This is a genomic window from Tepidiphilus sp. J10 (genome assembly GCF_006980785.1).
Lineage (GTDB): Bacteria > Pseudomonadota > Gammaproteobacteria > Burkholderiales > Rhodocyclaceae > Tepidiphilus > Tepidiphilus olei.
Genome location: NZ_SBHP01000001.1, coordinates 685,171 through 697,425, shown reverse-complemented (window position 1 = coordinate 697,425; position 12,255 = coordinate 685,171). Strand labels below are relative to the sequence as shown.

Below are 12,255 nucleotides of genomic sequence, written 5' to 3'. Positions count from 1 at the left end.
ATGTCTTCGCTGCGCCAACGATTTTTCGTCGATTTCTGGCCGCCGATCCCCACGCTCGTCGCGTTGGGGGTCGCTTCGGCCTATTATTTTGCCCTCACCGGTACCTTCTGGGCCGTCACCGGCGAGTTCACCCGCTGGGGTGGACACGTACTCTCCTGGTTCGGCCTGAAGCCTCAGGAATGGAGCTACTTCAAGATCCTGGGGCTGCAAGGCACGCCGCTCGATCGCGTCGACGGCGTGATGGTGCTCGGCATGTTCCTCGGGGCGCTGTGCTGCGCCCTATGGGCGGGAAACGTCGGCCTGCGTCGGCCGGCGAGCCTGCGTCGACTCGTCCAGGGGCTCGTCGGTGGCATCATCGCCGGCTTCGGGGCGCGTCTGGCGATGGGCTGCAACCTCGCAGCCTTCTTCACCGGCATCCCCATGTTCTCGGTGCACGCCTGGGCTTTCATGTTCTCGACCGTGCTGGGTGCCTGGATCGGGGTGAAGATCACCCTTCTGCCGTTTCTGCGCCACTCCCTGCGCGTCCAGGCCGGAGGTTCGGCCATGCCCGACCCGAAAGCGCTCGCGCGGCGAACCGAGCGGCAATGGCGCCTCGGCTGGGTCTTGCTCTTGCTCTCCCTGGTCGTGGCGGCCTGGCGCTTCGAAGCCTCGCTCGTACTCGGCATGGCGTTCCTCTTTGGCCTCGCCTACGGGGGGCTGATCGAGCGCGGGCAGATCTGCTTCACCAGCGCCGCGCGCGACCTGTGGACCACCGGCCGCACCAAGGTCGCTTATGGCATCTTGTTGGGCATGGCCGCCGCCTGCATCGGTACCTTCGCGGCGATCCGCCTTGGAGTCGCACCGAAAATCTTCTGGATGGGGCCGAACGCCGTGCTCGGCGGGGTGCTCTTCGGGCTGGGTATCGTGCTCGCCGGCGGCTGCGAGACGGGTTGGATGTACCGGGCGATGGAAGGGCAGATGCATTTCTGGGTGGTGGGCGTGGGTAACGTGATCGGGGGAACGCTCGTGGCCGTCTTCTGGGACGAACTGGGCGGCGCGCTCGCCCTGCCCTACCCCAAACTGAACCTGCTCGAGCTCTTCGGCCCCGTAGGAGGGCTACTCGTCACCTATCTCGGCCTGGCACTCTCGCTCGCCCTCGTCGCCGCCAACGCCCGGCGGTTCTCTCATGCAAGGAAAACCCGATGAATACCGAACGCAAACCGGATCTGTCGCTCGACCTGCGCGGCGAGCATTGTCCCTACAACGCCATTGCCACCCTCGAGACCCTGCGCACCATGCAGCCGGGACAACTCCTGGAGGTGGTGACCGATTGTTCCCAGTCCTTCCATGGCATCCCCGAAGATGCCACGCGCCATGGCTACCATTGCCTGGCGGTGGAGCAGCATGGGCCGCTCTTTCGCTTCCTCATCGAGGTGCCATCGTCGACGTGAGCGATATGGATCGAGCCATGCTCTGATTCCTCTGGATTAAACGATCCTACGTCAGGAGGGATCGAAAGTGATCGATTTTTACGCCGGCTCTACGACATTTGCGTGAGCGATCGCGCTGATGGGGAGGCACGATCCACGTTTTCGTAATATACTGAAACAACAAAAAGCTTCGATCGATGAGAGGAGAGGGGGATGAAAGACGAAGAATGGCAAGACGGGATGCTGGCGCAGGGGCACGTGCCCTGCGATCGGCGCCGTTTTTTGTCCTTGGGAGTGGGCGGAGCGCTGCTCGCCGCGGGATTGTCCGCCCCGGTGCAGGCTGCCGAGCGCCTGAAGAGCTCGGCGCGTATCGTGATCGCGGGGGCCGGCGCCGCCGGGCTTGCCGCGGCGGCCCGTCTGGCGGCTCGGCTCGATGGGGCCAAGATTACGCTCATCGACGCACGCAAGGAGCACCTCTACCAGCCGGGATACACGCTGGTGGCCGCTGGCATCAAGCCGCAGAATTACGTCGTGGTTGGCCGTACGGCCGATTTCGTGCCGCGTGGCGTCGAGCTGCTCGAGGAATCCGTGGCCGAGTTCGATCCGGAAGGCAAACGGGTGGTCACGAGTTCGGGTAAGACGTTGAATTATGATTATATCATTGTTACCACTGGCCTGAAACTCGATTACGACGCGCTCGAAGGGATGGACGTGTCGCGAATCGGCAAGGATGGCCTGGGCAGCGTCTATCATGGTCCGGCTGCGGCTGCGGCCACCTGGGCCCTGATCGACGACTTCACCCGTCGCGGCGGTGTGGGCGTGTTCTGTCGCCCGGCCACCGAGATGAAGTGTGCCGGCGCGCCGCTCAAGCACACTTTCATCACCGAGGATTATTTCCGCCGGCGCGGCACCCGCGGCAAGGCCGAGCTCATCTATCACGCGCACAACAAAGCCTTGTTCAGTGTGCCCATCGTCAGCGAAAAAGTGCGCATGCTCTTTCGCGAGCGCGGTATCAAGACGCGCTACGATCACGTGCTCACCGAGATCGACATCGGGCGGCGCATCGCGGTGTTCACCACGCCGCAGGGCAAGGTGGAGCAGCCCTACGATTTCATCAATGTCATTCCGCCGATGCGTGCGCCCGACCCCGTGCGATTCAGCCCTCTGGCCTGGCAGACGGGGGACTTTGCCGCCGACGGTTGGATGGAGGTCGACCGCGCCACCTTGCGCCACAAGCGCTTTCCCAACGTCTTCGGCGTGGGGGACGTGGCCGGGGTGCCCAAGGGCAAGACGGCGGCGAGCGTGAAGTGGCAGGTGCCGGTGGCGGTGGATCATCTGCTCGCCGATCTGGCCGGAGGCAAGAGCGAGCAACGCTATGAAGGCTACACGTCCTGCCCCCTGATCACGCGGCTGGGGCGCGCAATGCTGGTGGAGTTTGATTACGAGAACAACCTGGTGCCTTCGTTTCCGGGGGTCGTGGCGCCGCTCGAAGAGCTATGGGTGACCTGGGTGATGAAAACGATGGCGCTCAAGCCGACTTATGTGGCGATGCTACGAGGCCGCGCCTGAAGGGCGCTTGCGGGAAGGGGGAAGGCAATGAAAGAATTCGATCCGCTGGTGATCCTGGCCGTGTTCCAGGAGATGCTGGGCATCTGGTTGTGGGTGCTGTTGCTGCTGGCTGTGGGGGGCGTGGTCGCTTTTCTCGCCCTGTGGATTCGCGAGCGGCACCTGGTGAGCCGCCGCCTGGTACAGTCGGAGGCGGTCGGTTTGTTCGGTGGGGTGCTCGCGCTCGTGATCATGGCGAAGGTCTCATCTTCGGGCTTTACCGATGCCGGTGGTCCGCTCGACTGGCTCTTGATCGGGGTGATCTACGGCATCGGTTTCATCGGCACCGTCATCCTGGTGTATGCCTTCATTGGCTGGTGGGACCAGTTCCGCCGGCACCCCTAGGGAGACGCTGAAGAAATATTCAGCGTTTCCCTAGGCGCGGGGGCGCTTCAGTGGCTCTTCCGCGCGCTGCGCACCTCGTCCGGGCGCAGCGCCGCGGCGTACTTGTCGAGCACGCCGTTGATGAACTTGTGTCCGTCGGTGCCGCCGTAGCGCTTGGTGAGTTCGATCGCCTCATTGAGGATCACCTTGTAGGCGGTCTCGGGGTGGGCGTGCAGTTCCACGGCGGCGATGAGCAGCACCGCATGTTCCACCGGCGAGAGCTCCTCGACGCGTCGGCGCAGGAAGGGGGTGAGTTCCGCGCGCCAGAGATCGGCGCGGGAGACGGCGCCGCGCAGCAGCTCCAGCATCAGTTCGTGGTCTGCCCCGGGAAAGTCTTCGTCCTGGGCGAGCTGCGCCTCGATCTGCGCGAGCGGATTATCGGACAAGAGCCATTGGTAGGTGCCCTTGAGGGCGAGTTCGCGGGCGAGCCGTCGGCGCTGGCGGCGCGGGGCACGGTCTTCTTCGGCGGAGGTGAGCAGTTCTTCGTTCATCGGATCGCTTTGCACAGGTTGGCCATTTCCACGGCGGCGCGGGCGCAATCGCGCCCTTTCTCGCTCATGCGGGCGAGCGCCTGTTCGTCGGTGTCGGTGGTGAGCACGCCGTTGGCGATCGGCAACCCCAGATCGAGCGCCACGCGGGTTATGCCGGCGCCCATCTCGTTGGAGACGAGCTCGAAGTGGTAGGTTTCGCCTCGGATGACGGCGCCGAGCGCGATGAGCGCATCGAACCGCCCCGTGCGGCCGAAGGTCTGTAGGGCGAGCGGCAGTTCGAGCGCGCCGGGGACTGTGGCCAGGCGCACGTCGGTCGGGGCCACGTCCAGGCGGCGCAGCTCGGCGACGCAGGCCGACAGCAGCCCCTCACCTATATCCTGGTTGAAGCGGCTCATCACGACCGCGATGCGCAGGCCCCGGCCGTCGAGGTTTTCGTCGTATTCGAAGATGTCGTCATAACGGGCCATGGCTCATCCTTTCGCGGCGGGTGGGTCTTCGAAGCCGGTGATCTCCAGCCCGAAGCCGGAGAGGTTGGGAAAACTCATCGGGTGCGACAGCAGGCGCATCTTGCCCACGCCCAGTGCGTGCAGGATCTGTGCCCCTACGCCGAGCAGTCGCGGGTCCCAGGCGCGTCGGCGCGCCGGCGTTTGCGTGAGCACTTCGAGTAATTCCTGGCCGCTTTGCGGGCGGTGCAGCATGACCATGACCCCGGCCGGGCTCGATGCGATGCGGCGCAGCGCCTCGGGCACCGGTACCGAGTGTCCCGGGGCCTCTGGGGCGAGGAAGTCGAGCACCGAGATGGGTTCGTGCACCCGCACCAGGGTTTCGCGGTTCGCCTCGATCGTGCCATAGGTGGCGGCGAAATGCACTTCGCCCGTGGTCTCGTCCTGGAAGGCGTAGAGGGTGAAGTCGCCATAGGGGGTGGACACGGCCCGCTCGGCCGCCTTGCGCACCAAGGTCTCGGTACGCAAGCGGTATTCGATGAGGTCGCGGATGGCGCCGATCTTCAGGCCGTGTTTCTTGGCGAATTCGATGAGATCGGGCAGGCGCGCCATCGAGCCGTCTTCATTGAGGATCTCGCAGATGACGGCGGCGGGCTCGAAGCCGGCCAGTTGCGCCAGATCACAACCGGCCTCGGTGTGTCCGGCGCGGATGAGCACGCCCCCCTTGCGCGCCATGAGGGGAAAGATGTGCCCCGGCTGGACGATATCCTCGGGCTTGGCGTGGCGGGCCACGGCCGCACGTACGGTCTGCGCCCGGTCGTGCGCCGAGATGCCGGTGGTGACGCCCCGTGCCGCCTCGATCGAGGTGGTGAAGGCGGTCTCATAGGGGGAGCGGTTGTCCTGCACCATGAGTTTGAGCCCGAGCTGCTTGCAGCGCTCCTCGGTGAGCGTCAGGCAGATGAGGCCGCGGCCGTATTTGGCCATGAAGTTGATCGCCTCGGGGGTGACGCATTCGGCGGCGAGCACGAGATCGCCCTCGTTTTCCCTGGCCTCGTCATCGACGAGGATCACCATGTGGCCTTGGCGGATCTCGTCGATGATGGTCTCGATGGGGCTGATTCCTCCGCTCGTGGCAGGCAGAGGAGGCGTGGTCGGGGAGAGGTCGTTCATGGGGAGGGGGTCCTCGCGGCGTATTCGAGCACGCGCGCGCAGTAGCGCGCCAGCGGATCGACTTCGAGATTGACGCGCGCGCCGGGTGCGAGATGCTTCAGCGTGGTTTGCGCCAGCGTGTGCGGGATGAGGTTGATGGAAAAAATGCAGGAGCCGTCGGGCACGTCGCGCACGGCGTTGACGGTGAGGCTCACGCCATCGACGGCCACCGAGCCTTTGCGGGCAAGGAAAGGGGAAAGCGCCGCCGGGGCGCGGATCTCGAGCAGGGTGCTGCTGCCCACGGGTGCGAAGCGCTCGACGAGGCCGATGCCATCGACGTGGCCGGTGACGAGATGTCCGCCGAGCGCATCGCCCAGGCGTAGGGCCTTTTCGAGGTTGAGCTCGCGGCCGGGTTCGTTCAACCCCACCGAGCAGGCGAGCGTCTCGCCCGAGACGTCGTATTCGAGCACCGTCCCCTGCCGCGCCACCACGGTCAGGCATACGCCGCTGTGGGCGATGCTGTCGCCCAGGCGGACGTCTTCGAGCTCGAGCGCACGCGAATCGACGGCGATGTGCACGCCATCGGCAAGGGGCGTGACGTCGACCAGGCGTCCGATGCCCATCACGATACCGGTAAACATGGCATCCTCGCAGATCGGGCAAAAAAAAAGGATTTTACGGGAAAGCAGTGGGTTGCGGGGTAAAATCGGCCAAACCCTGTAGGAGTAGAACCATGGCTCGCAATCAAGTTCCGCCGATGGATCCGGCCTCTCTCTACCGTGAGGAGCTTTATCTCGATCGCCGTGTCGGTTCGATTCGCCGGCTGATTCCCGTCACCGTCGAGGGGGCGCCCGATCCCGCCCGGACGGAAGTCTTCAGCGGCTCGATCACCGTGATGACCCCCATGGGGGCTTTGCCCATCAGCTTCGAGATTCCGGCGAAGACGCTCGCCGAGGCGGTGGCCGGCTTTGCCGCGGCCGCCGAGAAAAAAATCGAGGAGACGATGGACGAACTGCGCCGCCTGGAGCTGGAGCAGTCTTCGCTGCTCGCGCAGAGTGCGCTGGCCGGCACCGACCTGCGCGGCGGTGGTCCCGGCGGCGGGGCGGGGGGTCTGGGCGGTCTGGGCGGCGGAGGACTCATCCTGCCCTAAGGAAACGCTGAAGAAATGAGCGAGCGGGATGAAGCGCAAGGCGCACGGAGCGCAGCGACCGAGACATATCGAGTAGATAGGCGAGGGAGCGAGCACCGCGCAACGCAGCGATTCGCCCGCGCAGCCAATTATTCAGCGTTTCCCTGATGCGCGTCGCGCTTCACCCCCATCCCGAGTCCGCGGCGCTCGGCGAGTTCGCCCTGGAGGTGGAGCTCGAGCGCCAGGAGGGGGCGTTCGTGCTTGGCTATACCCTGCGAGGCGAAGTGGAGCGGTTGCGCGTCCCCGACGCCGGCGCACCCCTGCCGCCGCAGCGGTTGTGGGAGCACACCTGCTTCGAGCTCTTCCTCGCCCGTGAAGGCAGCAGCGGGTACCGCGAATTCAACTTCTCGCCCAGCGGCCAATGGGCGTTCTATCGCTTTTCCGCCTACCGCGAACCCGCGCCGGCGCCTCGGCCCCCGGCCCCTCGCCTGCGCTGGCAGCGTGCGCCCGGCCGCCTGGATCTTCAAGTTCGACTTGCCCCCGAATCGCTGCCTGCCGGAGAGGGCGCGCTGCGCCTGGGTCTTGCCGCCGTGCTCGAAGGGCATGGGGGAGAATTTTCCTGGTGGGCGCTGGCGCACTCGCCGGGCCGACCGGATTTTCATGCGCTCGAGGGATTCGCGCTGCGCTGGGAAGAGTGATTCCGCCCCTCAGGTTTCCGCAAGAAGATAAGGCCGCCACTTCTCGGCAAACGAGCAGCGACCGATGGCGATGAGCGGCCGGAAGAGCGGGGCGATCTGCTCGTCGCGGTAGCCGGCGATGCCGCAGCCCACACGGGTGACGAAGAAGCGCAACTGCGGATGCTCGGCGACGAAGCGGATGAAGCGCTCGACGTAGCGCGCGATCTCTTCGAGCGGCAGGACCTCGAAGTGCTCGTCCAGCGTAGGGATGGCGAAGGAGTGCCGCGGCGGGGCACCCATGTAGCCCCAGCCCACGCCCATCTGCGCGCCGAAGCGGCGCACCGCCTCGGCGGCTGCCCCGCCTCCGTGCATGCCGGCGAGGTTGGAGCCGAAGACGAAGACTTCGCCGTGCTGCGGTACGCTGCCGTCGGGGTGAAAGGTAATGCCGTCGTCTTGGCTCATGGCGTTTCCTCCGTGGATCTCCGGTTCAGTGCATGCCCGGCCGGGTCATGGCGAGGGGATCGACCCAGCGATCGAACTCCTCGGCCGTGAGGTAGCCCAGCTCGACGGCCGCCTGCTTGAGCGTCTTGCGCTCGGCCGCGGCTTTCTTGGCGATGGCGGCGGCCTTGTCATAGCCGATGTGCGGGTTGAGCGCCGTGACCAGCATGAGGTTGCGTTCGAGGTGCTCGCGGATGCGCTCGCGGTTGGGCTGCATGTCACGGGCACAGTAGCGATCGAAGGCGAGGATGGACTGCGACAGCAGTTCGATGCTCTCGAGCGCCGCGTGCGCCATGAGGGGTTTATAGACGTTGAGCTGGAAGTTGCCCTGATTGCCGGCAAAAGCGATGGCCGTGTCGTTGGCGAAGACGCGCACGCACACCATGGTGAGCGCCTCGCACTGGGTGGGATTGACCTTGCCCGGCATGATGGAGCTGCCCGGTTCGTTGGCCGGCAGGATCAGCTCGCCGATGCCTGCATCCGGCCCCGAGGCGAGCCAGCGCACGTCGTTGGCCATCTTGAAGAGCGCGTTGGCGAGCGTGCGCAGGGCCGCCGAGACGTTGACCAGCGCGTCGTGCGCGGCGAGCGCCGCGAAGCGGTTGCGGGCACTGCGAAAGGGGATACCCGTCTCACGGGCGATGTATTCGGCGCACACTTCCCCGAAGTGCGGATGGGCATTGAGCCCGGTGCCCACGGCCGTGCCCCCGATGGCCAGTTCGTGCAGCCCTTCTTCGGCCAGGTGCAGGAAGGCGAGGGCGTCTTCGATCTGCGCCACCCAGGAGCCGATCTCTTGCCCCAGGGTGATGGGGGCGGCGTCCATGAGGTGTGTGCGGCCGGTCTTGACGAGTTCAGTATATTCCTCGGCCTTGCGCGCCAGCGTGTCGCGCAGCGTCTGCACCGCGGGATAGAGGTGCCGGCGCAGTTCCAGCACCGTGGCCACGTACATCGCCGTGGGGAAGGTGTCGTTCGAAGACTGGCCGCGGTTGACGTGATCGTTGGGATGAACGGGAGATTTGCTGCCCAAAGGCTGGCCGGCGAGCTCATTGGCGCGATTGGCGATGACCTCGTTGGCGTTCATGTTGCTGTGCGTGCCGCTGCCGGTCTGGAAGACGACGAGGGGGAAGTGATCGTCGAGCTTGCCCTCGATCACTTCCTGGGCGGCGCGCACGATGAGTTCGGCGAGTTCCTTCGGCAATTCGCCCAGTTCGGCATTGGCTTGCGCCGCCGCTTTCTTGAGAATGCCGAGTGCCCGGATGATGGGCAGCGGCATGCGGTGGTTTCTCACCCCGATGGGGAAATGCTCCAGCGAGCGCTGGGTTTGCGCGCCCCAGTAGCGGTCGGCCGGGACCCAGACTTCCCCCAGCGTGTCGGTTTCGCGGCGTTTGTCCATGGTTACGGCCTCCAACGGACGGAATCGAATCCATTGTAGTCCGTGGAGCGCGCTTCGTCTCGTCACGTGACCCGTTCAAGCAACGACCGGGCTGCCTCGCGCACCAAGGGGGAGAGGGAAGGCTCCTCCGTCTGTAGACACTGCACGAGGCGTTCGCGCATCGTCGGGTGCCAGAATTTTTCCAGATGCTCGGCGATGGCGCGCACGGCGGCTTCGCGCTCGGGCTGCGCCGCGAAAAATTCGCCGATCTGGTTGGCCATCTCGACCAGTTTGTGCGGCAGATCGAAAGCGGGCGGCAATTCATCGACGAAGGAGGGCAAGTCCACGGTCGCGTCCACGCGACGAACTTGCACCGCAGTGACTTTGTATTCTGGGCAGTTCGTGGCCCAGTCGGAGCTGCTGGTGATGAGCGCGTTGGTGCGCGATTCCGGGAAGTGGAAGGTGGTGAAAACGAGGCCGGGCTGTAGGCGGTCGTCGAGCACGGCGCGCAGGATCGTCGATCCGACCTGGCTTTCGAGGTGCACGCGGTCGCCGTCGGCGATGCCGCGGGCGGCGGCGTCATCGGGGTGGAGGTGCAGCAGGTCGGCGTCGTCCCAGAGGATATTGGCGGTGCGCCGGGTCTGCGTGCCGACGTTGTACTGCGAGAGGATGCGGCCGGTGGTGAGGATCAGGGGGAAACGCGCGTCCGGATGCTGTGGGGTCGGGACGTACTCGGTGAGGAGGAACGCGCCTTTGCCGCGCACGAAGCCATCGACGTGCAGCACCGGCGTGCCGTCGGGGGCCTCGTCGTTGCAAGGCCATTGCAGGCTGCCGCGCGCCTCGAGCTTGGCGTAGCTCACGCCGCGGAATTGGGGCGTGAGCCGAGCGATCTCGTCCATGATCTCGGCGGGATGCGTATAGGTCATGGGGTAACCGAGCGCCGAGGCGAGCTTTTGCGTCACTTGCCAATCTTCGTATCCGGCCAAGGGGGGCATCACTTGGCGCACGCGGGAGATGCGCCGTTCGGCGTTGGTGAACGTGCCGTTCTTTTCGAGGAAAGAGGCCCCAGGGAGAAAGACGTGGGCGTAGGCAGCCGTTTCATTGAGGAAGAGGTCCTGCACCACCACGCATTCCATCGCAGCGAGCGCCGCCCGTACGTGCCTCTGGTTGGGTTCGGATTGGACGAGGTCCTCGCCCTGGAGGTAGAGCCCCTTGAACCGTCCGGCGCGGGCTTCGGCGAGCATGTTGGGCAGTCGCAGCCCCGGCTCGGACGACAGCGGCACGCCCCAGGCGGCTTCGAACAGGGCACGGGTCGGCGCATCGGAAACGTGGCGGTAGCCGGGAAATTCATGGGGAAAGGAACCCATGTCGCAGGAACCCTGCACGTTGTTCTGACCACGCAGCGGATTGACGCCGACGCCGGGGCGGCCGAAGTTGCCCGTGGCCATGGCGAGGTTGGCGATCGCGATCACGGCTGTGGCGCCCTGCCGGTGTTCCGTCACTCCCAGGCCGTAATAGATCGCGGCGTTGGGGGCGTTGGCGTAGAGGCGGGCGGCCGCGCGGACCGACGCAGCCGGCACGCCGGTGATCGCGGCACTGGCTTCGGGGCTGTGGCGGGGCTGGGCGATGAAGTCGCGCCATTGGGCAAATGCTTCGGGTTCGCAGCGCTCGGCGACGAACGCTTCGTCGACCAGCCCTTCGCTGACGATCACGTGGGACAGGGCGTTGAGTAGCGCGACGTTGGTACCGGGTTTGAGCGGTAGGTGATACGTGGCGCGAACGTGGGTGCCACGGACGAGCTCGGTGGCGCGCGGATCGATGACGATGAGGCGTGCGCCTTGCCGCAGACGGCGTTTGAGGCGAGCCCCGAATACCGGGTGGGCTTCGGTGGGGTTGGCGCCGATCACGAGGATCACGTCGGCGTGCATCACCGAGGCGAAATCCTGGGTTCCGGCCGATTCGCCGAGCGTGCGCTTCAGGCCGTAGCCGGTGGGCGCGTGACAGACGCGGGCGCAGGTATCGACGTTGTTGTTGCCGAAAGCGGCGCGCACCAGCTTTTGCACGAGGTAGGTTTCCTCGTTGGTGCAGCGGCTCGAGGTAATGCCCCCGACGGATTCCCGTCCGTATTTTGCCTGTATGCGGGCGAATTCGGCGGCAGCGTAAGCGATCGCTTCGTCCCAACTCACGGCTTGCCATGGATCGTGGATCGATTGGCGGATCAGCGGCGTGGTGATGCGATCGGGATGGGTGGCGTAACCGAAGGCGAACCGCCCCTTGACGCACGAATGCCCTTCGTTGGCGCGCCCGGACGCGGCGGGGACCATGCGGATCACTTCGTTGCCCTTCATCTCGGCCTTGAAGGAGCAACCCACGCCGCAATAGGCGCAGGTGGTGACGATGGCGCGGTCCGGCAGACCTTTCTCGTGCACCGCCGTTTCATTCAAGGCCGCAGTCGGACAAGCCTGGACACAGGCGCCGCAGGAGACGCATTCGGAGTCGCGAAAAGGCTCCGCCTGCCCTGCCGCCACGCGGGTGGCAAAGCCGCGCCCGTCGAGCGTGAGCGCGAACGTACCCTGGATTTCGCCACAAGCACGCACGCAACGGGCACAGACGATGCATTTGTCCGGGTCGAAACGGAAGTAGGGATTGCTCGTGTCCATGGGCGAGGCTCGACCCGGTTCGGGGCGGGCATAGCGCACTTCGCGCACGCCGACGAGCGCCGCCATCTCCTGGAGTTCGCAGTCGCCGTTGGCGCTGCAGGTGGGGCAGTCGAGCGGATGCTCGGAGAGGTAGAGTTCCATCACGCCCCGGCGCAGCCGCGCCAGGGTCTCGGTTTGCGTCTGCACCCGCATGCCCTCGGCGACCGGCGTGGTGCAGGAGGCCGGGGTGCCGCGCACCCCCTCGATCTGCACCAGGCACAGCCGACAAGAACCATAGGGCTCGAGGCGGTCGCAGGCGCACAGCCGCGGGATGCGCAGACCCAGCCGCTCGGCGGCTTGCAGGATGGTCGTACCCGCAGGGACCCGGATCGAGAACCCATCGATCGAGAGCGTGACCTGGGACGGGGTAGTTTCCTCGGCGGACAGAGGGGCAAAAGGCAT

Annotated in this window: 13 protein-coding genes; 6 read left to right on the top strand and 7 right to left on the bottom strand. The window is 65.8% G+C overall.

The genetic code is table 11. The annotated features are described in order from the left end of the window. The 4 genes from yedE (at nt 1) to EPD81_RS03410 (ending at nt 3,359) form a co-directional block, all read left to right on the top strand. The gene (gene yedE / locus EPD81_RS03425; protein ID WP_142803996.1) at nt 1–1,185 is read left to right on the top strand and encodes a selenium metabolism membrane protein YedE/FdhT; all 1,185 of its coding nucleotides are present in this window, start codon (nt 1–3) and stop codon (nt 1,183–1,185) included. Beyond that, a complete protein-coding gene (gene yedF, locus EPD81_RS03420; protein ID WP_142803995.1) occupies nt 1,182–1,430 on the top strand; it encodes a sulfurtransferase-like selenium metabolism protein YedF in 249 nt (82 codons plus the stop codon). Before yedE ends, yedF begins: the two co-directional genes overlap by 4 nt. Before the next feature lie 219 nt (nt 1,431–1,649). Then, entirely contained in the window at nt 1,650–2,978 is a 1,329-nt protein-coding gene (locus EPD81_RS03415) for an FAD/NAD(P)-binding oxidoreductase (protein ID WP_142804263.1), read from the top strand. A 27-nt stretch (nt 2,979–3,005) separates the two neighbouring features. Beyond that, nucleotides 3,006–3,359 carry a DUF5368 domain-containing protein gene (locus EPD81_RS03410; RefSeq protein ID WP_142803994.1) on the top strand — a complete coding sequence of 118 codons (354 nt, stop codon included), beginning with the start codon at nt 3,006–3,008 and terminating at the stop codon, nt 3,357–3,359. 47 nt (nt 3,360–3,406) lie between these two features. Here EPD81_RS03410 and nusB read toward each other — a convergent pair whose 3' ends face one another. From nusB to EPD81_RS03390, 4 genes are read right to left on the bottom strand one after another with little or no spacing between them, the layout of a single operon-like run. After that, complete coding sequence (gene nusB, locus EPD81_RS03405; protein WP_142803993.1) at nt 3,407–3,889, bottom strand: transcription antitermination factor NusB; 483 nt, start codon at nt 3,887–3,889, stop codon at nt 3,407–3,409. Next, the gene (gene ribH, locus EPD81_RS03400; RefSeq protein WP_142803992.1) at nt 3,886–4,356 is read right to left on the bottom strand and encodes a 6,7-dimethyl-8-ribityllumazine synthase; all 471 of its coding nucleotides are present in this window, start codon (nt 4,354–4,356) and stop codon (nt 3,886–3,888) included. The genes nusB and ribH overlap by 4 nt, the downstream gene beginning before the upstream one ends. A 3-nt stretch (nt 4,357–4,359) precedes the next feature. Next, nucleotides 4,360–5,502 carry a bifunctional 3,4-dihydroxy-2-butanone-4-phosphate synthase/GTP cyclohydrolase II gene (ribBA, locus tag EPD81_RS03395; RefSeq protein WP_142803991.1) on the bottom strand — a complete coding sequence of 381 codons (1,143 nt, stop codon included), beginning with the start codon at nt 5,500–5,502 and terminating at the stop codon, nt 4,360–4,362. Beyond that, nucleotides 5,499–6,122, bottom strand: coding sequence for a riboflavin synthase (locus tag EPD81_RS03390; RefSeq protein ID WP_142803990.1), 624 nt, complete (start codon nt 6,120–6,122; stop codon nt 5,499–5,501). The genes ribBA and EPD81_RS03390 overlap by 4 nt, the downstream gene beginning before the upstream one ends. Nucleotides 6,123–6,214: 92 nt before the next feature. Here EPD81_RS03390 and EPD81_RS03385 point away from each other — a divergent pair, with 92 nt between their 5' ends. Beyond that, entirely contained in the window at nt 6,215–6,631 is a 417-nt protein-coding gene (locus tag EPD81_RS03385) for a hypothetical protein (RefSeq protein WP_037990295.1), read from the top strand. A 146-nt stretch (nt 6,632–6,777) separates the two neighbouring features. Then, nucleotides 6,778–7,308, top strand: coding sequence for a DOMON-like domain-containing protein (locus EPD81_RS03375; protein WP_142803989.1), 531 nt, complete (start codon nt 6,778–6,780; stop codon nt 7,306–7,308). A gap of 9 nt (nt 7,309–7,317) precedes the next feature. Here EPD81_RS03375 and EPD81_RS03370 read toward each other — a convergent pair whose 3' ends face one another. The 3 genes from EPD81_RS03370 to fdhF form a co-directional block, all read right to left on the bottom strand. Continuing rightward, nucleotides 7,318–7,749, bottom strand: coding sequence for a hypothetical protein (locus EPD81_RS03370; protein WP_142803988.1), 432 nt, complete (start codon nt 7,747–7,749; stop codon nt 7,318–7,320). A gap of 25 nt (nt 7,750–7,774) precedes the next feature. Continuing rightward, nucleotides 7,775–9,175 (bottom strand): class II fumarate hydratase, encoded by a 1,401-nt coding sequence (gene fumC / locus EPD81_RS03365; protein WP_142803987.1) that lies wholly within the window; start codon nt 9,173–9,175, stop codon nt 7,775–7,777. A 62-nt stretch (nt 9,176–9,237) separates the two neighbouring features. Then, on the bottom strand, nt 9,238–12,255 hold the full coding sequence (gene fdhF, locus EPD81_RS03360) for a formate dehydrogenase subunit alpha (protein WP_142803986.1): 3,018 nt from the start codon (nt 12,253–12,255) through the stop codon (nt 9,238–9,240).

What these genes read in the sequence shown, in the direction of transcription:
- yedE (WP_142803996.1), top strand. Translation starts at nt 1, where the DNA reads ATGTCTTCGCTGCGCCAACGATTTTTCGTCGATTTCTGGCCGCCGATC.
- yedF (WP_142803995.1), top strand. Translation starts at nt 1,182, where the DNA reads ATGAATACCGAACGCAAACCGGATCTGTCGCTCGACCTGCGCGGCGAG.
- EPD81_RS03415 (WP_142804263.1), top strand. Translation starts at nt 1,650, where the DNA reads ATGCTGGCGCAGGGGCACGTGCCCTGCGATCGGCGCCGTTTTTTGTCC.
- EPD81_RS03410 (WP_142803994.1), top strand. Translation starts at nt 3,006, where the DNA reads ATGAAAGAATTCGATCCGCTGGTGATCCTGGCCGTGTTCCAGGAGATG.
- nusB (WP_142803993.1), bottom strand. Translation starts at nt 3,889, where the DNA reads ATGAACGAAGAACTGCTCACCTCCGCCGAAGAAGACCGTGCCCCGCGC.
- ribH (WP_142803992.1), bottom strand. Translation starts at nt 4,356, where the DNA reads ATGGCCCGTTATGACGACATCTTCGAATACGACGAAAACCTCGACGGC.
- ribBA (WP_142803991.1), bottom strand. Translation starts at nt 5,502, where the DNA reads ATGAACGACCTCTCCCCGACCACGCCTCCTCTGCCTGCCACGAGCGGA.
- EPD81_RS03390 (WP_142803990.1), bottom strand. Translation starts at nt 6,122, where the DNA reads ATGTTTACCGGTATCGTGATGGGCATCGGACGCCTGGTCGACGTCACG.
- EPD81_RS03385 (WP_037990295.1), top strand. Translation starts at nt 6,215, where the DNA reads ATGGCTCGCAATCAAGTTCCGCCGATGGATCCGGCCTCTCTCTACCGT.
- EPD81_RS03375 (WP_142803989.1), top strand. Translation starts at nt 6,778, where the DNA reads ATGCGCGTCGCGCTTCACCCCCATCCCGAGTCCGCGGCGCTCGGCGAG.
- EPD81_RS03370 (WP_142803988.1), bottom strand. Translation starts at nt 7,749, where the DNA reads ATGAGCCAAGACGACGGCATTACCTTTCACCCCGACGGCAGCGTACCG.
- fumC (WP_142803987.1), bottom strand. Translation starts at nt 9,175, where the DNA reads ATGGACAAACGCCGCGAAACCGACACGCTGGGGGAAGTCTGGGTCCCG.
- fdhF (WP_142803986.1), bottom strand. Translation starts at nt 12,255, where the DNA reads ATGCCTTTTGCCCCTCTGTCCGCCGAGGAAACTACCCCGTCCCAGGTC.